33 protein-coding genes are annotated in these 20,120 nt (G+C 68.7%); 20 read left to right on the top strand and 13 right to left on the bottom strand.

Features of this window, described 5'->3' with window-relative positions:
- Positions 1–145 precede the first annotated feature (145 nt).
- From CRT23_RS21155 to CRT23_RS27925, 5 genes are all read left to right on the top strand, one after another.
- Positions 146–445: a hypothetical protein gene (locus CRT23_RS21155; RefSeq protein ID WP_103711657.1), complete on the top strand. Its 300-nt coding sequence runs from the start codon at positions 146–148 to the stop codon at positions 443–445.
- A gap of 111 nt (positions 446–556) precedes the next feature.
- Positions 557–883 (top strand): hypothetical protein, encoded by a 327-nt coding sequence (locus tag CRT23_RS21150; protein WP_103711656.1) that lies wholly within the window; start codon positions 557–559, stop codon positions 881–883.
- Positions 884–896: 13 nt separating this feature from the next.
- Positions 897–1,097, top strand: a complete 201-nt coding sequence (locus tag CRT23_RS27930) for a hypothetical protein (protein ID WP_146056448.1) — start codon at positions 897–899, stop codon at positions 1,095–1,097.
- 73 nt (positions 1,098–1,170) lie between these two features.
- Positions 1,171–1,452: a hypothetical protein gene (locus CRT23_RS21145; RefSeq protein WP_103711655.1), complete on the top strand. Its 282-nt coding sequence runs from the start codon at positions 1,171–1,173 to the stop codon at positions 1,450–1,452.
- Between the two features lie 259 nt (positions 1,453–1,711).
- The gene (locus CRT23_RS27925) at positions 1,712–2,104 is read left to right on the top strand and encodes a hypothetical protein (RefSeq protein ID WP_146056447.1); all 393 of its coding nucleotides are present in this window, start codon (positions 1,712–1,714) and stop codon (positions 2,102–2,104) included.
- On the opposite strand, the gene CRT23_RS21135 is transcribed toward CRT23_RS27925, so the two are convergent.
- Entirely contained in the window at positions 2,101–2,295 is a 195-nt protein-coding gene (locus CRT23_RS21135) for a hypothetical protein (protein WP_103711653.1), read from the bottom strand. The genes CRT23_RS27925 and CRT23_RS21135 overlap by 4 nt on opposite strands.
- On the opposite strand from CRT23_RS21135, the gene CRT23_RS28575 reads away from it, so the two are divergent.
- Entirely contained in the window at positions 2,282–3,016 is a 735-nt protein-coding gene (locus CRT23_RS28575) for a hypothetical protein (protein WP_103711652.1), read from the top strand. The two genes, CRT23_RS21135 and CRT23_RS28575, sit on opposite strands and share 14 nt — an antisense overlap.
- Positions 3,017–3,159: 143 nt before the next feature.
- Here CRT23_RS28575 and CRT23_RS21125 read toward each other — a convergent pair whose 3' ends face one another.
- The 3 genes from CRT23_RS21125 to CRT23_RS21115 form a co-directional block, all read right to left on the bottom strand.
- Complete coding sequence (locus tag CRT23_RS21125) at positions 3,160–3,414, bottom strand: hypothetical protein (RefSeq protein WP_103711651.1); 255 nt, start codon at positions 3,412–3,414, stop codon at positions 3,160–3,162.
- Positions 3,411–3,752: a hypothetical protein gene (locus CRT23_RS29260; protein WP_245436457.1), complete on the bottom strand. Its 342-nt coding sequence runs from the start codon at positions 3,750–3,752 to the stop codon at positions 3,411–3,413. The genes CRT23_RS21125 and CRT23_RS29260 overlap by 4 nt, the downstream gene beginning before the upstream one ends.
- Positions 3,753–3,952: 200 nt before the next feature.
- Entirely contained in the window at positions 3,953–4,792 is an 840-nt protein-coding gene (locus CRT23_RS21115) for a hypothetical protein (protein WP_103711649.1), read from the bottom strand.
- Positions 4,793–5,094: 302 nt separating this feature from the next.
- On the opposite strand from CRT23_RS21115, the gene CRT23_RS21110 reads away from it, so the two are divergent.
- The 5 genes from CRT23_RS21110 to CRT23_RS21090 are packed head-to-tail and all read left to right on the top strand — an operon-like array spanning position 5,095 to position 6,554.
- Entirely contained in the window at positions 5,095–5,511 is a 417-nt protein-coding gene (locus tag CRT23_RS21110; RefSeq protein WP_103711648.1) for a hypothetical protein, read from the top strand.
- A 32-nt stretch (positions 5,512–5,543) separates the two neighbouring features.
- Complete coding sequence (locus CRT23_RS21105; protein ID WP_181017414.1) at positions 5,544–5,780, top strand: hypothetical protein; 237 nt, start codon at positions 5,544–5,546, stop codon at positions 5,778–5,780.
- Positions 5,781–5,794: 14 nt separating this feature from the next.
- Positions 5,795–6,094, top strand: coding sequence for a hypothetical protein (locus tag CRT23_RS21100; protein WP_146056446.1), 300 nt, complete (start codon positions 5,795–5,797; stop codon positions 6,092–6,094).
- An 8-nt stretch (positions 6,095–6,102) separates the two neighbouring features.
- Positions 6,103–6,312 (top strand): hypothetical protein, encoded by a 210-nt coding sequence (locus tag CRT23_RS21095; RefSeq protein WP_103711645.1) that lies wholly within the window; start codon positions 6,103–6,105, stop codon positions 6,310–6,312.
- Positions 6,309–6,554, top strand: a complete 246-nt coding sequence (locus CRT23_RS21090) for a hypothetical protein (RefSeq protein WP_103711644.1) — start codon at positions 6,309–6,311, stop codon at positions 6,552–6,554. Before CRT23_RS21095 ends, CRT23_RS21090 begins: the two co-directional genes overlap by 4 nt.
- On the opposite strand, the gene CRT23_RS21085 is transcribed toward CRT23_RS21090, so the two are convergent.
- Positions 6,538–6,909, bottom strand: coding sequence for a hypothetical protein (locus CRT23_RS21085; protein ID WP_146056445.1), 372 nt, complete (start codon positions 6,907–6,909; stop codon positions 6,538–6,540). The genes CRT23_RS21090 and CRT23_RS21085 overlap by 17 nt on opposite strands.
- Positions 6,910–6,985: 76 nt before the next feature.
- On the bottom strand, positions 6,986–7,840 hold the full coding sequence (locus CRT23_RS21080; RefSeq protein WP_103711642.1) for a zincin-like metallopeptidase domain-containing protein: 855 nt from the start codon (positions 7,838–7,840) through the stop codon (positions 6,986–6,988).
- A gap of 313 nt (positions 7,841–8,153) precedes the next feature.
- Here CRT23_RS21080 and CRT23_RS21075 point away from each other — a divergent pair, with 313 nt between their 5' ends.
- Complete coding sequence (locus CRT23_RS21075) at positions 8,154–8,492, top strand: hypothetical protein (protein ID WP_103711641.1); 339 nt, start codon at positions 8,154–8,156, stop codon at positions 8,490–8,492.
- Positions 8,493–8,498: 6 nt separating this feature from the next.
- On the opposite strand, the gene CRT23_RS21070 is transcribed toward CRT23_RS21075, so the two are convergent.
- Positions 8,499–8,750, bottom strand: coding sequence for a hypothetical protein (locus tag CRT23_RS21070; RefSeq protein ID WP_103711640.1), 252 nt, complete (start codon positions 8,748–8,750; stop codon positions 8,499–8,501).
- A 263-nt stretch (positions 8,751–9,013) separates the two neighbouring features.
- Between CRT23_RS21070 and CRT23_RS21065 the strand changes: the two genes are divergently transcribed.
- Positions 9,014–9,652, top strand: coding sequence for a 2,3-bisphosphoglycerate-dependent phosphoglycerate mutase (locus CRT23_RS21065; protein WP_103711639.1), 639 nt, complete (start codon positions 9,014–9,016; stop codon positions 9,650–9,652).
- 145 nt (positions 9,653–9,797) lie between these two features.
- A complete protein-coding gene (locus tag CRT23_RS21060) occupies positions 9,798–10,895 on the top strand; it encodes a putative sulfate exporter family transporter (protein ID WP_056186060.1) in 1,098 nt (365 codons plus the stop codon).
- A 26-nt stretch (positions 10,896–10,921) separates the two neighbouring features.
- Here CRT23_RS21060 and CRT23_RS21055 read toward each other — a convergent pair whose 3' ends face one another.
- Positions 10,922–12,073 carry a TDT family transporter gene (locus CRT23_RS21055; protein WP_103711638.1) on the bottom strand — a complete coding sequence of 384 codons (1,152 nt, stop codon included), beginning with the start codon at positions 12,071–12,073 and terminating at the stop codon, positions 10,922–10,924.
- A gap of 214 nt (positions 12,074–12,287) precedes the next feature.
- Between CRT23_RS21055 and CRT23_RS21050 the strand changes: the two genes are divergently transcribed.
- The 6 genes from CRT23_RS21050 (at position 12,288) to CRT23_RS21030 (ending at position 16,920) form a co-directional block, all read left to right on the top strand.
- Positions 12,288–12,521 carry a hypothetical protein gene (locus CRT23_RS21050; protein ID WP_103711637.1) on the top strand — a complete coding sequence of 78 codons (234 nt, stop codon included), beginning with the start codon at positions 12,288–12,290 and terminating at the stop codon, positions 12,519–12,521.
- A 78-nt stretch (positions 12,522–12,599) separates the two neighbouring features.
- On the top strand, positions 12,600–12,734 hold the full coding sequence (locus CRT23_RS29650; RefSeq protein WP_274533822.1) for a hypothetical protein: 135 nt from the start codon (positions 12,600–12,602) through the stop codon (positions 12,732–12,734).
- A 278-nt stretch (positions 12,735–13,012) separates the two neighbouring features.
- Positions 13,013–14,236 (top strand): molybdopterin-dependent oxidoreductase, encoded by a 1,224-nt coding sequence (locus CRT23_RS21045; RefSeq protein ID WP_103711636.1) that lies wholly within the window; start codon positions 13,013–13,015, stop codon positions 14,234–14,236.
- 11 nt (positions 14,237–14,247) lie between these two features.
- Positions 14,248–14,586, top strand: a complete 339-nt coding sequence (locus CRT23_RS21040; protein ID WP_103711635.1) for a cytochrome c — start codon at positions 14,248–14,250, stop codon at positions 14,584–14,586.
- A gap of 185 nt (positions 14,587–14,771) precedes the next feature.
- The gene (locus CRT23_RS21035) at positions 14,772–15,755 is read left to right on the top strand and encodes a beta-propeller fold lactonase family protein (protein ID WP_103711634.1); all 984 of its coding nucleotides are present in this window, start codon (positions 14,772–14,774) and stop codon (positions 15,753–15,755) included.
- Positions 15,756–15,834: 79 nt separating this feature from the next.
- Positions 15,835–16,920: a sulfite oxidase gene (locus tag CRT23_RS21030; protein ID WP_103711633.1), complete on the top strand. Its 1,086-nt coding sequence runs from the start codon at positions 15,835–15,837 to the stop codon at positions 16,918–16,920.
- 3 nt (positions 16,921–16,923) lie between these two features.
- Here CRT23_RS21030 and CRT23_RS21025 read toward each other — a convergent pair whose 3' ends face one another.
- The 5 genes from CRT23_RS21025 to CRT23_RS21005 are packed head-to-tail and all read right to left on the bottom strand — an operon-like array spanning position 16,924 to position 19,891.
- Complete coding sequence (locus tag CRT23_RS21025) at positions 16,924–17,295, bottom strand: DUF202 domain-containing protein (RefSeq protein WP_103711632.1); 372 nt, start codon at positions 17,293–17,295, stop codon at positions 16,924–16,926.
- Positions 17,292–18,182: a LysR substrate-binding domain-containing protein gene (locus CRT23_RS21020; protein ID WP_103711631.1), complete on the bottom strand. Its 891-nt coding sequence runs from the start codon at positions 18,180–18,182 to the stop codon at positions 17,292–17,294. The genes CRT23_RS21025 and CRT23_RS21020 overlap by 4 nt, the downstream gene beginning before the upstream one ends.
- The gene (locus tag CRT23_RS21015; RefSeq protein WP_103711630.1) at positions 18,179–18,988 is read right to left on the bottom strand and encodes an anti-sigma factor; all 810 of its coding nucleotides are present in this window, start codon (positions 18,986–18,988) and stop codon (positions 18,179–18,181) included. The genes CRT23_RS21020 and CRT23_RS21015 overlap by 4 nt, the downstream gene beginning before the upstream one ends.
- Positions 18,985–19,494 (bottom strand): RNA polymerase sigma factor, encoded by a 510-nt coding sequence (locus tag CRT23_RS21010; protein WP_103711629.1) that lies wholly within the window; start codon positions 19,492–19,494, stop codon positions 18,985–18,987. The genes CRT23_RS21015 and CRT23_RS21010 overlap by 4 nt, the downstream gene beginning before the upstream one ends.
- Positions 19,495–19,507: 13 nt before the next feature.
- The gene (locus CRT23_RS21005) at positions 19,508–19,891 is read right to left on the bottom strand and encodes a hypothetical protein (protein ID WP_055882999.1); all 384 of its coding nucleotides are present in this window, start codon (positions 19,889–19,891) and stop codon (positions 19,508–19,510) included.
- Positions 19,892–20,120 lie beyond the last annotated feature (229 nt).

The raw sequence follows: 20,120 nt of genomic DNA, 5'->3' as shown, positions 1-20,120 counted from the left end.
CCCACGCCGGCCTCGACGCACCGACTTTCTTCGAGGCATGGTAATTAAATCGATCCCACTCTCTTGCACCGGATTGGGGCTGAAATTATGTTCTGATCGTTCCCGTCCGCATATCATTTGATTCCCACCATTAGAGGCACCCGACATGGCCACTAAGACTTTCATCCCCGCCGCGGACGAGTACCTCACCAGGGCCGAGGCCATCGCCCAGATCCGCCAGATGGACATCACGTGCGCTCCGCTCGGCATGGACCAGTACCGGCTCGACTATCGCAGCAACGATCCCCGCCGTGTCCTCGGTGACGAGGGGACCGCATACTTCGCGGACAGCATTCGCGAGGCCTACGACGTCGCCCTGTTCATGCGCGACCGCCCGCTTATCATCGACGCCGGCGTGCACATCGCCATGCATCGCGAGGCCCTTGCCGCGCACGTCAAGCGCTGAGCGGAACGCCGGGGCCACGCGCCTCGGCCCTCCTCCGGACGCCCCGAGGGACGTCTCGATGAGGGCCGCCACACCCGCCCGATCCCTGCGGGCACTACCAGGACCACCGCCATGTCCGCCAAGACCTACAACGTCGCCGCCCTGCGCGAGAACCTGATCGCCAACCTCGGCGAACTGGAGATGCTGACCCCCGGCCTGCCGTTCGACGCCGCGGAACTGTCTAAGGCCACCAAGGCCTGCATCAAGGCGCTCGCCGATGGCTCCGATCTGCACCTGGGCGACGCGGCCCACTGCATCGAGCTTCTGTCCCGCTACCGGGGCACCTGCGAGGTGCTGGCGGCGAGCGAGGACGGTACCCGATACGGCAGCGCGGCGACCGTCGCCAACGGCGCCATGGTCAACGCCTACCCCCTCGTCGACGCCCGTCGAGCCGCCTGATCAGGAGCCCGCGGTGCCCATCGTCTACCGCCGCTCCACCCCGCCTGCTCAGCAGCCTCTTCCCGAGGGCGCCATTCTAGTGCCCCTCGACGACCCATCCGTCACTGAGAACGGCGCGCTCCTCAACCGCGAGCGCGCCCTCGTGCAGCTACGCCGCGCCAGACTCCAGATCGGCCTCGCAACACCGAAGGGATCGACCGATGTCCTCAACTAGAGAACAGCAAGCGCGCCGGTGGCTCGTGTCCTACGTGGGGCCGCGCGCATACGGCGAGAGGTGGATCGCCCCCTTGGCGGCGGCCCTGTCACAGGCCACGGGCCGCTCGGTCCGAGGGCCTCAGATATCGCACTGGATCGCCGAGATCCGCCCGGTCCCTGAATGGGTCGAGGCCGCCCTGCTGACTGTCCTCAATGCGCGTATCTCGGAGCTCCTCGCCAATGCCGGCGAGCTTCGGAAGGTCGCCAACGGCCTCGAAAGGCGGGCCGCTGCGCGCATCGCGGCGGATGCCGAGCTCGTGCCGGATGCGGAGCCTGAGCCCGAGGAAAACAACGCCCCCTCGATGGGGATGTGACGCCGTGATCATCCCCAGGTGGCTCCCCATTCCCAAGCGCAAGCGCCTTCCGCCGCTCTTCGGACCGCCTCGCGAGCGCAAAGTCGACCCCCGGCAGGTCGACCTGGTCGCGTACTTGGAGGCGCATCCGCCGGCCGCGGCGCCCCCACCGGCCGGACTGAGGGCGCTCCGGCCGTCCCTCAATATCGATGACGTGCCGGAGCATGAGATCCCCCAGCGTCCGGCACCTCGGACGTCGGGCGCCCGATGGCGGCCGAAGATGCCCGTCATCGCGCAGATCGTGCTGCTCGCCAAAGTGACCTTCGGCCAGAACTGGATCGTACGCGCCGCTGACGCCTTGGGTGTTTCCGAGCGCACTCTCCTGCGGTGGCGTGCGCTCGGGAACCCGGAGGACAAGCCTCGGCCGTCGCCGGACCATCTCGAATACATGCGCGACGCCGCCGAAGCGCATGAGTCCGAGATGTCGGACGCCCTGCGGATCGCGGGGCGCCTGCCACCGGCGAAGGAGCCCCTAAAGGCGCCCAACGCCCCACATGTCCGTCGTGGCCAGGCCATTGCCGAGGCGCTTGCGCTCCATATCAAGGAGCGCCAGGCGGCGCTGATCGAACGCTCGAAGGCGACGCGCAAGGGCCCGCAAGTCGACGAGCCCTAGGCCCTGGAGACGACGGATCGCAGGCAGCGGATCTCCTCGCCCTGCATTTCGACCGCCGTCGTCAGGGATTGCAGGGCCTCGATCAGATCCTCCAGACCCGGCCCCTCCGGCTCCCCCGACGGAGCCAAAGCCGACAGGATCGCCTGCAGCAGTCGCTCCTGCGCGGACAGCCTTTCCATGATCTCGTCCATCGGCCTGTTCTCCTGCCTGCGTGAGGGACACGTCTTCGAGGCGCGCCCGGACGGCGGCCGCCGGAACTCTTTGGCCGTCGGCAGCCTTGCTCGCCGCTCCGATCAGCCGGGTGAGCAAGCGCGCCTGGCCAGCCTCGTCGAAGACGACAGGCCCGGATCTCCCGGCATGGAGCCGGAGGCCCCGCTCGCGCAGCGCGTCCCGGAGGCCTTCGCCATCCTCCGATGCGTGCCAGGCGGAAAGGGCGGCCGCCCGGACAGACGCCAGCGCGATGCCGGTGCGCTCCTCAATGAGGCGCTCCTGCGGGCTGAGGGGCGCCACAGGGCGCTCGATGTCGAGCATTCCGGCGGCCTCAAGCCAGTCGGCGACGTCGGCGCGTCCCTCCTCGCGGAGGGCCCGGGCGATTGCGCGGGCATGCTTGGAGGGAACGGGCGCCAGCCCGTACTCGTACTCGACGATTCGAGAGACCTTCTCCCTCCTCGCGTAGTCCCATGCCAGGTCGACGACGCCCCCGTCCCGGCGGACGAGGCCGTACACGCGGTGTTCGTGCTCCCTTCCGTATTTGACATGGACGGCCCCGCAATAGGGCTGCGACGCGAGGCGGAATTCCCTCTCGAAGAGAGCCCACCACCTCCGGCGCGCGCCCGCGTTGTCCGAGATTTCGATCTCGGGGTCCACGTGCGCGTGATAGATCGGCTGGTCGGTGCGGCCCCCCAAGCTTAAAGCGACGAGCTCTCTGATCTGGCCGATCAAGTCGGGCGAACCAAGGCCCCGCGGGGCGAGGAAGATGACCTCGTCGTTCTCGGCCTTGAGCAGGTGCTTGGCGAGGGCGTCTCCGAGCCCCTTGCCGCGCATGGCGCCGCTGATCACGCGCGCCTCCCGAAGAGGCTGTCGATGGCCCGACCGATCTCGCGTCCGGTGTTCAGGACGGCGACGGCGATGGACGCGCCCTGAAAAGCCGCACGAGTTGCCTGTGAGTCGCCAGGGAGCTCGAATGACGGGCGACCGTATCCGGCGGCTGCAAGGGCGGCCGCGAGACGCCGGGCCTCGCGACGGCGGACGTGAGCCGGAAGGCGACCGCCATGGCGAAGCTCCCGGTCCAGCGTGTTGCGCACGCTCATGGCGCCCTCCGCTCGAAGCCGATCACGACCGGAACGAGGACCTGCCGCGCCCGCTCCAAGGCCTCGACGGCCTCGGAGGTTCTCCCGGCTTGCGCCGACAGCGTGGCCTCGCCGATCTCGCGGATGACCCCTGCCAGGGCCGCCTGGTCCTCCGGTGCGACCCGGACGCGCCGGCCTGAGGCTGCATCCTCGGGGCTCTCGACGCCGAGGGCATCGAGGGCGACTTGCCGGAGCCATGCGCTGTCCGAGGAACCGGACGCCGTGGCCGCCTCGGCGACGCGGGCTCTCAGGTCTGGCGTCAGGCGGATGCCCAACACCTGCCCAAGGGCGGTCCGCACCGTCGGCGTCGGAGGAAGCCGCCTTGCCGGAGGCCTCTTGGCTGAGGGGTCCACGGGGCGGAGCCACTGGGAAGCCACCGCCGGGACGGGGGTGCTGGGGGCACACTGTTGTGCACCCATGGCTGGCTCAACTCTACTTTCCGTCTGACTGCACAACGTGTCGTGCGCAACGTCGATAGTGGTCATGGCGGAATACTTCTTCACTTGGGGCCAGCGGGGACGGACGGGGCTTCCTCCGCCTTTGCGACCTCGGCCGAGGGGAGGCGAACCACGTTCGCGCCTCCTTTCCCGGTGGCGCCCCCCGCACTCTCCGACCGCCTCTTGAGCAGGGCGGCGGCGGCGGCGGCCTTCCGGGCGATGACGGCTTCGACTTCGGCGGGGATGCGCAACGCGTCCGGCGGGGCGATCCCAGCCTCCTGAGCCTCGGCACGCTGGCGGTCTCGGGCAATAGCGGTCGATTCCCAGAGTTCGACGTCATCCAGCATCGCCCGTCTCAGGCGGACGCGGTAAACGGCGTCGTTCTGGTGTTCGAGCGCCGGGCTGATGCTTGGGAGGGGCTGCCGCTCCCGGAGGCACAGTGCGACGTACGAATGGAGATCTGGCCCGAGGGCGAGCTCGACTTCGGCGCGGGTGACGCCGGGCAGGCCGACATCGGACGGTGCGCAACAGGCCTCGTGCTGCAAGTAGCGCACGGCGCGACCCGCGGGGATCTTGCGGACCAGGCCAGTCGTCCTGACGCCCATCTGATGCGCCGTCTCGCGTGCCGCCCCGGGCTGCACAACGAGCCGGGTAGCCTGCGCAACGGGCTGCACAACGGGCTGCGCAACGCGGGGAGACGGGGTGCGGTGGATCGCATGCCTCCGTCCGCCGGGACCGGGACCAGTCGCTGTCGCACTGGTCACCTTGGGGGCTGGCAGAACGGCATGACGGCGCCCGGTCGGGCCGGGGCCGACACGGGCGGGATGGGACGTCGCCGGCGCGAAGCCGAAGAGCGCGAGGAGGGAGACGAGCAGGCTCTGGAACACGGTGTCGATCTCCATGGCGAGCGGGGGGTCGTTGCGCCGCCATTAGGATGAAAGCACTCGGCCTTCCCGCTCGCCTGGTCGCAGCGTCCTAAATCGACCGCACCGCCTGATTCATTTCGCCACAGCCAAGCTTGCCCCTCTCGAAACGCGTGCTGACGTCGTGCGCACAGGTGCTGACATCCTCGCGGGACGCGCTCAACGCCCTGTCGGGGATCACGAAATCCTCGATTATCAATGCACGGAAGGGCCGCGGCCCTGGTGGCTCGCGTCTCCGGGCGGGACGATCTCCAGGTGTTCAACAGGGGATCGATTCGGTCATGGATTACCGGCTTACGGACTGGGAGCAGTTGAAGGATCAGGACGCCGTCGTCCGGCACTTGGTGCATTCGGACGACGAGGACATGGATGAGGTCATCGCGACCTTCGCCCAGTCCGACCTCGGGGCGAGGATCGCCGACGCGGCGCTGGCGCTGGCCAACGGCGACGTCGCCCTGACGGACCGCATCCCGGCGGACGAGCGCACCATCGATCTCATCGTCAACGGGCAGCCCTTCCAAGTTTCCTGGAGATATGCCGACGACGTCGGCGCCGTCACGGCCCGCGCGTTGAGGATGGCAAAGTACCGGGCCTACCTGCCCTGGGAGGCGAAGGACGAGCATGGTGTCGTCCTCGCCGCGACGGACGGACCGGCCCGCATCCGACACATAGCTCTCAGGGCGGGGACGGCATCATGAAGGCGGAGGATCGGCTAGCCGACCTGCGCTCGATGACCGACCTCCAGGTGGTCGAGGCAGCTTTCGAGGCAAACCAGGTCAGAAACTCCTGGCCTCCGGCGCCGGCCCTGCAGGTGCTACGCGATGCCGGTTTTGCCAGGGGCGCCGACCTGGAGGCGATCTACCAGGCCGGGTTCGACGCGGCCCCGGTCGAGGGGATCTTCCGAACCGACGTCGACCCGGACCGGATGCGGGCCAACATCGCGAGTCTGGTTGGAGGCGCGTCATGAAGGCGGAGGCGGGCATGATCGAACGCCCCTACAACCCGATCCTGGACGGGGATGTCTACCTGCCGCCCTTGTTCCGCGACCTCTACCCGGGCGTATCGGAAGGTCCCGGCATCCGGATCTACACCGAGACGCGCTTCCGCCTCACGCCGTCCCGACAGGCGATGATCGTCCCCGCGGTAACGCTCCAGCCCATGCCGGTTGAACTCTTCGCGCGGTTCGTCGAACTCGCCAAGCGCCCCCCGGGGCTGTCCCGCCGGGCGCGCCGTCGGCACCGGGGAGAGCGTGCATCGATCCTGAAGGAGCTTGCCCGATGAGGGGGAGGATGACGCTCGAAGCCATCCGAGCCGCGAACAAGCTGAGGATGCTGGCCCGTCTCGAAGCGCTCCGCACCGGCGCGAAGGTGGATCAGACACCCCTGCTGCGGGTGCCCGCGAAGACCGTTCGGCACGCTCCGGGCCCGAACCGGCGCAGGGTCCCGACGGGATCGGAGGCCCACTGCTTTCACCTGCGCGACCGCCTGAACCCAGCATGAGGCGCCGGGGCGAGGATACCTCCGAGGCCGGCCTCGCCCTGGGCAAGGCCGCGTCTCAGAGCCGGGCGGCCCGTCGGAACCTGGCGGCCGCCCTCGATCTGGCGGACGATGCGCGGGCCCGGGCGGCCATCGAGGCCATGATGTCGGACGTCGAGCGCGTCGCCAGGCGGGCAGACTCGATGCGGCTGCGCCTGATCGCCAAAGCGGCGTCCGCGATCACGGACGTCAGGGACGGGGCGTAGGCGGCGGGTTCCTGATCGACCCGCCGTCCTCGGGGTGGACGCACGGGACGTCGCCCCGCCAGAAATGGCAGTGCCTCGCCAAGTTGTCGAGCATGGCCACGCACCAGTCGCGCGTCGTGCAGTTCGTCCGCGTTCCCGCGGCGACGTCCCGGCACCGCTGCTCCACGACCATGGACGAACGCCGCCCGATCGCCTTCCGACAGATGGGCCGGGCCTTCAGCGGCGAGTGCGCCTGGGCGTAGGCGCGCGCCTTCCCGTAGGCCGCCAGATATTCGGCGGTCGTGTGTTGGACGGGGTACTCGGGCGCGGCCGCGGCCGGCGTCGCGAGGAGGATGAGGATGATGGCGCTGCGCATGGCGGTCTCCAATTGATGATCGGTACCAGGTCTTCGCGGGGCGCGAATCGGGCGCCCCGCGGATTTCGGGAGACGGCTAGGCCGCCTCCGCCATCTCGGCCTGGAGGGAGGTCAGGAACCCCGCCGCCCGGGAGGCCGCGCTCGCCGCGGTGAAGATCGCCTTCGGGTCGCTCCGGAGAAGCTTGAGCCAGGATGCCAGGTAGCTGGCGTGGGTCGGGTGCGGCTCGGCCTCCAGGCCCATCTCGGCCAGCAGGAACGCGCTTCCGAGTTCGGCGATGAGTTCCTCGGCGGCGTAGGCCTGCGTCTTAAACCTTCCGGTCAGGTCCCGGTCGAGGCGGCCCTTGGCCCCGGACCAGTGGACGAGCTCGTGGGCGGCGGTGCTCGCGTACCCCTGCGAGGTGGCGAACCGTTCCCGGCGGGGGAGGACGATCCGGTCCTCGGAGGGCTGGTAGAAGGCGGCGTCCCCGCCGTGCGTGATCCGTGCGCCGGTGCGCTGGACGAACCCGTCGAACACGTCCGGGATGGTCCACTCGCTCGCCGGGTGGGGCTCTCCGGCCTCGGGCGCGCCCTCCACCTGGGAGGCGTTGAAGGCGTAGCTGGCCCGGGCCACGAACCGCTTCCGGTCCTCGCCGTCGGCGGCCTCGTACTCCTTGAAGAAGACCACCAGGGTGCTGCGCTCGCCTCGCTTCACCTGGGTCCCGAGCTCCGCCCATTGCTTGTAGGTGGCCCAGCGGTCGTCCGAATAACCGGCGGCCTGCGCGCCGACCCAGAGGCTGAGGGTGTTGATCCCGCGGTAGGCCTTCCCGGTCAGGGCGTTGCGGGGGAGGCCTCCGCCGGTGCGGTGCCAGGGGCAGGTCCACTGTCCGGCCTCGCCGGCCTCCATGGTCGCGATAATCTTGTCGGTGACTGCGTGGTGGACGTCGAAGGCCATGGTGCTCTCCCGTTGGCCGCCCAGCGCGGCCTCGTGGGGAGGCCTGGAGACGGCCGGGAGCGACCCGCACCGAAGGCGGGAACGGAGTGGACGACGGCGTAGCCGTTGCGGGGAATAGCGACGGCCCGTCGTATGACCCCCCAATCGAGAGGCCGTGCGGAGCCGACAGGGGGAGGTCCTGGCCCGTCCCGTCGCATTCGAGCGGTCCTGCTCATCGGTCGGTGACCACGCCGGCGGGTCGAGCTTGGCCGTTCGCCTCTCGGTAATCCCCGCCCGGCATCCTGCCCCAATCATCAGAATGGGAGGAGCCACCATGATCCGGATCGACGACAAGCTCACCGCCGCGGAGACCAAGGAATACATAGACCGCGCCAACGCCAGCATGGACAAGGCCATGGCGGCCAAGGCCGATCCGACGAAGTGGCTGAAGTCCGCATTCTCGGACGCGGACATGACGTACGCGGTCTGGCCGGATTCGCGGGCCAAGTTCCAGGTCGGCGTCGCCGTCGTGAACGGGAAGGCGGTGCTCGCTCAATCCCGGGACACGGGGCGGACGATTGACGCCAGGTCGACGTACGTCCGGTGCACGTCCCAAGCCGAGGCTCAGGCCATGTGCGAGGTCCACGGCGACGACAAGCGGGCCGCGGCCTGATCGAACTCAGGCGTCCGGGATCTCGGGCGCCTGCGCTGACGTGCGGTACATGCCGGTGCCTGGGAACCGCTCCTGCAGCGCGACGGGATTGGACTGGCGGATGCGGCGGTCCACGTCGACGAATGCCCGGATCGCCCTGATCTCGGCCTCCAGGGCGTTCAGTTGCCGGTTCGCTCCGGTGTACGGCACCGTGACGTCGGCGGTCCATCTCCGCATCTGAAGGAGCAAGGCCTTACGGGCCTCGTCGATGCCGGGCATCTCCAGCGCGTCTAGTGGTCCTAATCTGACGCTTGGTACCCACCTGCGAAGTCCGCAACGGGTCGGTAGCCGAATGACCGCGTTGGGTGGGAAGCAGCTTGGCTGCTTTCGGTCGCAAGACGTTCTTAAGCGGACCTAAGATGACCTGCCGACTCCGGATGGACGGTCCAACCCATCGCAGGGTCGAAGTTCGTTGAAGTCGGATGCCGACATCATCAGAGGCGATGCGACCGGCACGAAAGCGCTCTGCCTCGGGAGACAGCGTGATTCACGATTGCAAAGCCCCGGTCACGCGACATCTCGTGCTGGTCCGGCATGGCCAGAGCGTAGCCAACCGATCCGGCCTGTTCACGGGATTGCTGGACTCGCCCTTGACCGAGCAGGGCCGGATGGAAGCCGAGGCAGCCGGGCGGCGTTTGGCCGAGCGCAGCTGGCGCTTTTCCGCTGCCTTCACCTCGACGCTGACGCGGGCCGTCGTGAGCGGCCGGCTTATTCTCGATGCGCTCGGGCAACCCGGATTGGTCCCCCAACGCTTCGCCGCGCTCGACGAGCGAGACTACGGCGACCTCAGCGGGCTCGACAAGATCGCCGCCGATGCGCGCTGGGGGGCGGAGCGGATCGAGACCTGGCGCCGCTCCTACGCCGAGGCGCCGCCGAACGGTGAGAGCCTGCGCGATACCGTCGCCCGCATCGTCCCATGCTACCTCCGAACCATCCTGCCGGCGGTCATGGGCGGAGACGTGCTCGTCGTTGCCCACGGCAATTGCCTGCGGGCGCTTGTCATGGCGCTTGAAGACCTGAGCCCCGCGGAGGTCGAGTACCTCGAACTCGCGACGGGCTCCGTCAGGATCTATGAGCTTGCTGCGGACACGACGATCACGGCCCGCTGGATCGACGGATGAATCCGCCTGTCGGCCCCCCACAATGCGTCTCCGCAAACTCTGAAGGGGGCCTGATCATCTATTTCAGTGATGAAAAGCATCCAATCATTCCGTTGGAGTGAATGAACGGGACCTGGGATCCTCCGGCATCACTTCGGAGCCATCCATGTCCGCGCCCAGACTTTTCTCCCACTCTCGTTCGACGCGTGCCTTGGCCGGCACGAGAGCCATCCTTCCGGGACTGGGCCTCTGTGTGGCGGTCACCGCCGCAGCGATCGGCTTCGAAGCCGTCGAGACGCACCTGTTCGGTCGCGCTTGGCTCGAAGCCTTGGTGCTGGCGATCCTGCTCGGGAGCGCGATCCGCACCGCCTGGACCCCGTCGCAGCGTTTCTTTCCCGGCATCGCCTTCGGGGCCAAGACCGTGCTGGAGATCGCGGTCGTACTGCTCGGCGCGTCGCTCAGCCTCGCGACGATCCTCGCCGCCGGACCGGGCCTGCTCTTCGGCATCGCGGGCGTCGTCGTCGTGGCGATCCTGTCGAGTTACGGCATCGGCCGAGCGCTCGGGCTGCATCCGCGCATGGCGATCCTCGTGGCCTGCGGGAACTCGATCTGCGGCAACTCGGCGATCGCGGCCACGGCACCGGTGATCGGCGCCGATGGCGAGGACGTCGCCGCCTCCATCGCCTTCACCGCGGTGCTGGGCGTGCTGGTGGTGCTCGGCCTGCCGCTGCTGGTGCCGCTGCTCGGTCTGTCGCCGATGCAGTACGGCGTGCTCGCCGGCCTCACCGTCTACGCTGTTCCGCAGGTCCTCGCCGCCACCGCGCCGGTCGCGGCGCTCAGCGTCCAGGTCGGAACCCTGGTGAAGCTCGTCCGGGTGCTGATGCTAGGCCCGGTCGTCCTGATGCTCTCGCTCGGCGCAAGCCGGCTGCGCGAGGAGACCGACGAGGCCGCCCCCGGCGTCACCGCCGGCGACCGCCCTGCTCGCGCCGGCCTCGCGATCCACCGCCTGGTGCCGTGGTTCATCCTCGCCTTCCTGGCGCTCGCGGGCCTTCGCTCGGCCGGGCTGGTCCCGCAGGTCGCGCTCGCGCCGATGTCGGAGACTGCCAACGTGATGACCGTGGTTTCGATGGCGGCGCTCGGTCTCGGGGTCGATGTGCGCAGCGTCGCTAAGGCCGGAGCACGGGTGACCCTGGCGGTGGTCGCCTCGCTCGTCGCACTCGGCGCCGTCAGCCTCGGTCTGATCCGCGTGCTGGGCCTCGCTTGAACCGATCGGATGCGCCCGAGGCCGGGTCAGGCCCCGGCGAGGCAGGGCGAGACGAAGAGCTCCCCGCGATAGGCCCCGCGCAACGTGCGCACGGACACGATCAGCCAGAGTAGGGTCAGCAGGCCGACGAGGCCCGCTCCGAGCCAGGCGAACCCGCTGAGTGCCGTCGCTTCGCCGATCCGCAGGGTGGCCAGGGCATAGACGCCGAGCGGGAAGATGTAGCCCCACCAGCCGAGGTTGAACGGAACGCCGGCGCGTAGGTAGCGCACGGTGACGGCGAGCGAGAGCAGAAACCACCAGGCGCCGTAGCCCCAGAGGATCAGCGCGCCGATCAGGCCCGTGATCCTGAGGATCTCGGGCGCGCCGGCAAAACCGCCTGCCGCGAGGATCGGGCCACCGGCCTGCCCCAGCACGAGCAGGCCGAGCGCCCCGGTTCCGAGCGGACCGAGGGAGAGCCAGCTCGATGCGGCCATCTCACGCGGTGGCAAGTTGTGCAGCGCCATGCGCAGCACCAGGATCGCCAGGATGCTCAGCGCCAGCGGGACCGAGACGCCCCAGAGTACGAAGCTCGTGACGATGACGGCGAGTTGTTGGCTCTCGCCGCTCAAGGCTGGAGCGAGCAGGCCACCGGAGACGGCGACGACCTCGGCTGTCACCACTGGCAGCAGCCATACGGCCGTCATCTGGTCGATGCGGTGCTCCTGACGGGTGAACATCAGGTAGGGGATCGCGACAGCACAGATCAGAGCGAGCGCCACGTCGAACCACCACAGCGGCAGTGCGATTCGGACGGTCTCTGCGCCGAGATAGGGCGGACCGAATATCAGCAGCCCGTTCAGAAGCGTCGCCAGTGCCATCGGGATCGCCCCGAAGAACATCGACACCGTCGAGTGTCCGAAGATCCGTCGGGCGCCGTCGAAGTAGAAGATCCAGCGCGCGCCGTAGACTAGGCAGAAGGTGGCGAAAAGCACGACGGAGGCGAGCCAGAGCCCGAGCGGCACAGGGGCCAGCAGGGCATGCGTCTCCGGCAGACGGTCGAGGGCCAAGGCGACCACGCCAGTGCCCATCACCACGGTGAACCAGTTCGGCGTGAATTGTCGGATCACGTCCCGCGGATGCTGGAGGCGCGAGAGCGGCTTTAGGCCTGTGCTGATCGCCAGCAGACTGGATTCGGACACGGGGCGCTCTCAGGGCTCGGAGGGTCAACGCACCGGCTCTAGCACGACCCCGCATCGCGCGCCGCCGCGATAGACAGCAGCTCGCAAGTGGTGCTTAATCATCGAAACAATAGATTAAAACTAGCTAATCAAACCATTAGTATGAATGGTTGTCGGCCGCTACCTTCTTGTCATCACGAACCGACGTGACGACCCCACCAGAAGGATATCGACCATGACCCGTACGATCGCTGCCGTCGCCCTCGCCGCCTCCGCCCTTTTCGGCATGACGGGCCTCTCGCAGGCCCAGGGCCTCCGCGCTCCGCAGGCCCGCTCCATCACCAGCCCATCCGCACCGATCTACGGCGACGCCGATGGCGCCAACGCCAAGAACCCGGCGCTCCCGGCCTACGCCCGTGGCCGCGGCCAGGAGACCGGCGGCCCGGCGCGGGAACTGATCGGACGCTGACAGCGCCCCCTTGGCCGCCGGGCATCCGTCCGGCGGCGCGTGAAGCCTTCGACCACCCGAATGGCAGGGAGATCCATCATGACCCGACCCACCTTCGAGACCACCGACGAGGCCCGGCAGGGCGAGACCAGCGGTCACATGCGCTGGGTCCTGTTCTGGACGGTCGCCCTGACCGTCGCCGCCGTGGGCACCGTCTGGCTGACGATCATCTGACCCGCCCGCCCGCCATTGATCGGAGATCGGAAATCTTCGGATGATCGCAATCGGAGATCGTTGAAATCTCAAACAATCATTGGATGGAATAATCGTCTCGCTGTAGCATCTCCTTTACGGGGAAGACGCCTCTTTGCCGGGATGACATGGATCGATGACCAGAGTTTCCGGCGGCGAGACCGAACCGTCCCGACCGACGCCAATGCCGTCCGCCGACGGCGACACCGAGATCTAGCGACCGGCCGACGCGGCCCAACAAACGATTCCAGGGAGACATCATGCGCCATCTGCACGAACCGTTGAACCGCCGCCTCGTCCTGGGTGGCCTAGGGGTCGGCAGCCTCGCCGCCGCGATGCCGGCCTGGGCCGCGGGCTCGGTGAAGCTTCCGCTGCCCGGCGGCCCGGACGAGCGGGCGCTAACCACCGCCTTTCCGGGCAAGGCCGAGATGATCCTTCAGCGCACCCATCCGCCGCTGCTGGAGACGCCGTTCTCGGTGTTCGACGAGGGCGTGTTCACGCCCAACGACCGCTTCTACGTCCGTTGGCACTGGGCCTCGATCCCGACCGAAGTCGATGCCGGCACCTTCCGGCTCAAGGTCCACGGCCACGTCGAGAAGGAACTCTCGCTCTCGCTCGACGCCATCGCCGGCCTGCCGCGCTTCGAGATCGCCGCGGTGAACCAGTGCTCGGGCAATTCGCGCGGGCTGTTCGAGCCGCGGGTGCCCGGCGCGCAATGGGCCAACGGCTCGATGGGCAACGCCCGCTGGACCGGGGTGCGCCTGAAGGACGTGCTCGAAAAGGCCGGGGTGAAGGCCGGTGCCGTGCAGGTGCGCTTCAACGGCCTCGACGAGCCGGTCGTCGACGACGCGCCCGACTTCAAGAAGTCGCTCGATCTCGACCACGCCAACAATGGTGAGGTGATGATCGCCTACGCGATGAACGGCGAGCAGCTCCCGTTGCTCAACGGTTTCCCCCTCCGCCTCGTGGTGCCGGGCTGGTACTCGACCTACTGGGTCAAGATGCTGTCCGACATCGAGGTGCTGGACAAGCCCGACGACGGGTACTGGATGAAGACCGCCTACCGCATCCCGGACGTGCCGGGCGCCAACATCAAGCCCGGCCAGACCGGCTTCAAGACGGTGCCGATCAACAGGATGGTGCCACGCTCCTTCGTCACCAATTTGACCGAAGGTGCAAAGGTGGCGGCTGGAACGCCGGTGGCCATCCGCGGCATCGCTTTCGGCGGCGATTGCGGGGTAAAGGCGGTCGAGTTCTCCGGAGACGGCGGGGCGACGTGGTTTCCGGCGCAACTCGGCGCCGACGAGGGCCCCTACAGCTTCCGCCGCTTCGACGGCAGCCTGCCGGCGCTGGCCGCCGGCACCCATGCGGTCAAGGTCCGCTGCACCAATACCAACGGCGTCGCCCAGGGCATGGACCAGGTCTGGAACGCCAACGGCTTCATGCAGAACGGCATCGAGACCGTATCCTTCCAGGCCGCTTGAGGAGACCAGCCATGAACCCGATCCATCCGGCGGCCCTGATTGCCGCGCTCGCCCTGTCTCCCCTGGTGGCGCTCGCGGCGCCTGCACCAGAGCCGATGCGCTTCACCTCACAATCCATCGCGATGCCAACCTCCGACCGGATCTTCCCGGACGGGCAGGGGGTTGAGGTGGTCAACAACAACTGCCTCGCCTGCCACTCGGCCGGGATGGTGCTGACCCAACCCAAGCTCTCGAAGGCGCAGTGGACCGAGACCGTGAACAAGATGGTCCACGTCTACAAGGCGCCCGTCGATCAGGCCGACGTGCAGACCATCGTCGACTACCTCACGGCGTTGAAGCCGGCGCCCTGAACCCCTGTATCCCGAGGCCGCCGCGTTTTTTTCGCCGGCCTCGGGGAATAGACCGCGCCCTCCGGCATCTCCCCAGGGCGATGCACGGCCAAACCGGTCTCGCATCACGCAATCCGATTTCGAACCAGCCCTCACGGCCGGCCCCTGGCCGCCGAACGAGCGCGCATGCCCGAGAGACACGCTTCATGACCCATATCCGCACCAGCCTGCGCGCCCTCGTCGCCGGAGCCGCCTTGCTCCTCGCCCAGGGCCAGCCCGGGTTCGCCGCCGGTTTCGACGGGGCGATCAAGAACAACGCGCTGGCGCTGAACGCCGCCGGTACGGTCGCCGCTGTGTCGAACAGCGAAGAGAGCGCCGTCATCGTCTACGACGTCGCCAAGGGCACGGTGCTGCGCCGCCTCGACGGCTTCGTGACCCCGCGCAACATCGTGTTCGCGCCGGACGGCGCCCGCTTCTACGTCTCCGACAGCGGCACCGGCCGGATCACGGTCTACGAGACCGCCACCGGCAAGGAAGCCGGCGTTCTCGCCGCGGGCCCCGGCGCGTTCGGCACGGTGCTCTCGGCCGACGGGACCAAGCTCTACGTCAATAACGAGGCCGCGAGCACGCTGACCGTGTTCGACACCAAGACCATGCTCGCCGAGGCTGTGATCCCCGGCTTCGCGCAGCCGCGCCAGGGCGTGAAGTTGTCGCCGGACGGCAAGACCGTGTTCGTGACGAACTTCCTCGGCGACAAGATCACGTTGGTCGATACCGCCACCAACAAGATCACCGGCGAGATCGCCGGGTTCGACAAGCTGCGCGCCATCTCGATCACCAAGGACGGTAAGACGCTGTTTGCCGCCAACAGCGGCCGCAACACCATCGGCGTGGTCGATGTCGCCGCTCGTAAGGTCACCTCCGAGGTGGCAGTGGGCAAGGACCCCTACGGCGCCGCGCTGACCCCGGACGGGCACTTCGTCTATTCGGGCAACCTCAAGGACAACTCGCTCTCGGTGATCGACACCGGCACCCTCAAGGTCGTCGCCACGGTGACCGGCCTGAACGAGCCGCGCCAAGCGATCGCGTTCTCGGCCGACAACGCCCACGCCTACGTCCTCAACCGCGACCTTAGCGTCGCCGTGGTGGACCGGGCGAAGAACGCGGTCATCTCGACCATGAAGCCCTGAGGCAACGCGCGCCGGGTGCCTTCTCGGCTCCCGGCGCGTTCTCGTCGTCGACACGTCACGAACGCAGGACAAAGACCCCATGCTCGGCCTGTTCCAGCGCAAGGACCGCCTCATCGTCCACGGAAAGGCGCCCTACAACGCCGAGCCGCCGCTCGATCGCCTGCGCGCGGCCTTCCTGACTGATCAGGCCGACTTCTACGTCCGCAGCCACGGTGACATCCCGGACCTCGACGCCGACAGCTACCGCCTGATTATCGACGGGATGGTCGCGACGTCGCTCGACCTCTCGCTCGCCGATCTCAAGGAACGCTTCGCGCCCGTCACCGTCACGGCGGTGATGCAATGCGCCGGCAACCGCCGGGCCGACATGCTGGCAGTGGCGCCGGTCTCCGGCGACCCGTGGGCGCCCGGCGCCATCGGCAACGCGGAATGGACCGGGGTGCGCCTCGCCGAGGTGCTGCGCGCGGCCGGCCTCGACGCGGGGGGCGCACGTCACGTCGCCTTCGAGAGCCACGACCGGATCGCCCATACGGACACGCGCTTCGGCGCCTCGATCCCGCTCGCCAAGGCTCTCGCCCCCGAGACGCTGCTCGCCTTCGCGATGAACGGCGAGCCTCTCGCCCCCGAGCACGGTCACCCGCTGCGTGTTGTGGTGCCGGGCTTTGCCGGCATCCGCAGCCCGAAGTGGCTCGCCCGCATCACGGTGCAGGATCACCCCTCCAACAACCCGATGCAGGCCGACGACTACAAGCTGTTTCCGCCCGACGTGACCGCCGAGACCGCGGACCCCGCCCACGGCATCACCATCGAGGCGATGCCGCTCAACAGCGCGATCTGCGAGCCCGCCCGCGGCGCGGCGTTGAAGGCCGGCCGGCACGCGATCCGCGGCTACGCCATCGCCAGTGACCGCGCGGTCGCCCGCGTCGATGTCTCGACGGATGGCGGTCGCAGCTGGGCGCAGGCCCGGATCGACCGCGACGCCGACGCACCCTACGCCTGGACGTTCTGGGAGATCGAGCGCGAGCTGACGACCGGCGAGCACGAACTCGCGGTACGGGCCTGGGATTCCGCCGGCCAGACCCAGCCTGCGGCGCCGGACGACACCTGGAACTACAAGGGCTACCTCAGCGCCGCCTGGCACCGGGTGCGGGTCACGGTGGCCTGACCGTCACGCCCAGAGCAGGGCGGTGGCAGCGAGGCCCGAGATCGCAATCAGCAGGGCCGCGATCCCGACGGTGAGGAGGCGCGGCATCATCGGGATCTCGGCATGGGCGAGTCGCGCCCGGATCGCTCGGTCCCGCCATGCGGCGCCGGCGAACGAGGCGAGCGCACAGGCGATCAGCGTGAGCGACAGCACCTTCAGTGGCCAGACCGCCAGCACCTCTCGCAGGAAGCGCTGCGCGGCTAGGCCGACGCCGAGGAAGGCGAGCCCGGTGCGAAGCCACGCCACGAAGGTGCGCTCGGCTGCCAGCACCGTGCGGTCCTCGGCGAGCCTGACCCGCGGGTCGTCGGGGGGAACGGGTTTCGCGGGCTCGCTCATTCGGCATCCGCCGTTGCGATCAAATCGAGCAGCGCGTCGGCGGCCCGGCTGCGGTAGCGCTCCTTGTGGCGCAGTACCCGGAACGGCCGGCTCGGTAAGTCGAACGCCGCCCGTACCAGGGTCCCGGCTCGAAGCGCTGCGGCGACCACGGTCTCGGACAGCACGGCGGCCCCGCCCCCGGCCTCGACGGCGGCGCGGACCGCCTCGTTCGAGGGCAATTCGAGTGTGACTTGGAGTTGAGCCGCAGCGAGGCCGGCGTCCGTCAGCGCCGCCTCGAAAGCCGAGCGGGTTCCCGATCCCGCCTCGCGCAGCACCCAATTGGCCGTTGCGAGCTCCTTGGGTTCGAGGGCAGTAGCCCCGGCGAAGGGATGGCCAGGAGCGACTACGAGGACAAGCTGGTCTCGCGCGATGGTCGTGCTCGCGAGCGTCGGGTCGTCCAGCGCCCCCTCGACAAAGCCGAGTTCGGCCTGCCCCGCGCGCACCGCGTCGGCGGCGTCGGTGGTGTTGCCCACCGCCAGCCGGATAGCGATCTCGGGGTAGGCCCGGCGAAAGGCAACGAGATGGCGCGGCAGCCAGTCGCTGGCGATGGTCTGGCTGGCGTAAAGCGCCAACGTCCCTCGTCGCATGCCGCTGAGGTCTGCGAGCACCAGTTCGGCGGCCTCCGCCCGGGCGAGCACGGCACGGGCCTCGACAAGGAACGTGCGCCCCGCCTCGGTCAGCTCGATCCCGCGGCCGACCCGGTGGAACAACTTGGTGGCGTGACGCCCCTCGATATTGGCGATCGCCGTGCTGACCGCCGATTGGACGAGGTTCAGCGCCTCGGCGGCTCGGGTCACGTGCTGCCGCTCGGCCACCGCCACGAAGATGCGAAGCTGGTCGAGGGTCACGGCTGCAGCCTATCCGGCGCGAGGCCGCGGACCTGCGCATCAACCGCCTGCGCGACGGTCAACAGCCGGGCCTCGTCGGTCCGACCGGTGACGACGTAGGACATGCCGCCATCGACCCAGGAGAAAGCGGCGACGTCGCCCTCGCGGGCGAAGCGGAACACTGTGCGGCCATCCGCATCGCCCACGCGGCTGTAGAGCGTCAGCCGGGTGCCGTGGTCGTCGTCGTACATCAGCATCGCTGCGGATTCGGACCCAGCGGGCAACAACCGCCCGCCCATCAGGCGGAAGCCGTAGGCCGTGAGGTCGGGGGTGGTCACCGCCCGGCCGAGGCGCTTCGAGAGCCACGTCACAAGGTGCGGCTTCTCGTCGGCGCGCACCTCCACAGGATGCACCGCCTCGACCACGTAGGTGCGGAAGGCCGCCACTGCGTCGTCGGTCGCCGGCTCGGTTCGCGCGAGCGTGACCGTGGGTACCTGCCGCGCGGCATGGCCGAACCAGCCGGCGGCACCGCCGACCGCGAGGCAGAACACGGCCGCAGCCGCGACCGGAAGCCAGCGCCCGGTTATTGGGCTATGTCGCGAGCGGATGTTGGCCACCCGGAGCCGCGCCGGGATCGCCTCCTCGGCAATCGGCGCGAGGCGGGTACGCAAGCGCTCGCGCAGGGCGCGATCCGCCGAGACCTCGGCCGCCCGCGCGGGGTTTCCCCTGAGCCATGCCTCGACCAGCGCCTGCCGCTCCGGTTCAAGATGACCGTCGATCAGGCCGTGCAGGTCGTCCTCGCCGACCGGGCGCGGATCCCCGCTCATTTCACCCTCCTCAACAAGCCGGTTCGGCCCGTTTCCAGAAAACTTCGCATCCGCTCCCGCGCTCGGCTTAACCGCGACATCACCGTGCCCAGCGGTACTCCGAGCACCTGCGCCGCTTCCGCATAAGACAGATCCTCGACCGCGACGAGCAGTAGCACTGAGCGCTGCTCCTCGGGCAGGGCGTCGAGTCCGGCGAGCACGTCGCGTGCCCCCATAACGGCCTCGGGGTCGGCACCCGGATCGGGCACCTGCTCCAAAGCCTCAGCGCCGACATCGATGCCGCGCCGGCCCCGGCGTCGAACAGTGCCGAGGAACAGGTTGCGCTCGATCGTGAACAGCCAGGCTCGCAGGTCGCCGTCGCGGCGACGTCCGGACCAGCCGGACAACGCCCGCTCCAGGGTGTCCTGGACGAGGTCATCCGCCGCTTCGCGGTCCCGCAACAGTGCGACTGCGTAGCGCCGCAACGCTGGGATCTGCGGTTCGATGAGGGCGGCGATCTCGTCCACGAGGCTTTACCGATCAGGGCTTGGCGATGTGCCACGCGCCGTTGAGGAATCCGTCGCCGGTGATGTCGCCGGGCTTCGTATCCTTGGCGAAGGTGTAGAGCGGCTTGCCCTTGTAGGCCCACTGCATCGTCCCGTCGTCCCGCGTCACCATCGTCCAGTCGCCACTAGCAGCCGAGCCGGAGGCGGCCATCAGTGCCGGCCAGTTGGCGGCGCAGGGGCCGTTGCACATCGACTTGCCGCCCATGTCCTTGTCGAAGGTGTAGAGGGTCATGCTCTTGGAATCGACGAGCGCCGGCCCCTTGGCAGTCTCGGCCGTCATCGCAGGCGCAGCGGCCTGGGCGGCGACGGCGGAGAAGGCGAAGGCCGCAAAGGCAGCGCGGATCAGCATGGTGTGCATGAGTGAGGTCTCCGGCGGTCGACCATGACCGCATCGGGAGAGATGCCGAACGGGCGCGTCTATTCCACTGACACACGAAAAAGATTGGTGACGTCAGCGTGACCGCCGACTCGTCCTCAACCACGGCATACGGCCGTCACCCAGGAGCAGTCAGAGGAATGATGCGGCGGCGTCACCACTCTGAAAGGCGGAGATCCGAGATCATGCCCTCGCACGGCGAGATCGACTG

Origin of the sequence: Methylobacterium sp. V23 (assembly GCF_002917135.1) — a bacterium.
Classification (GTDB): Bacteria; Pseudomonadota; Alphaproteobacteria; order Rhizobiales; family Beijerinckiaceae; genus Methylobacterium.
Note: the sequence above shows the minus strand (reverse complement) of the source record. Positions and strands in the feature narration are given on the sequence as shown.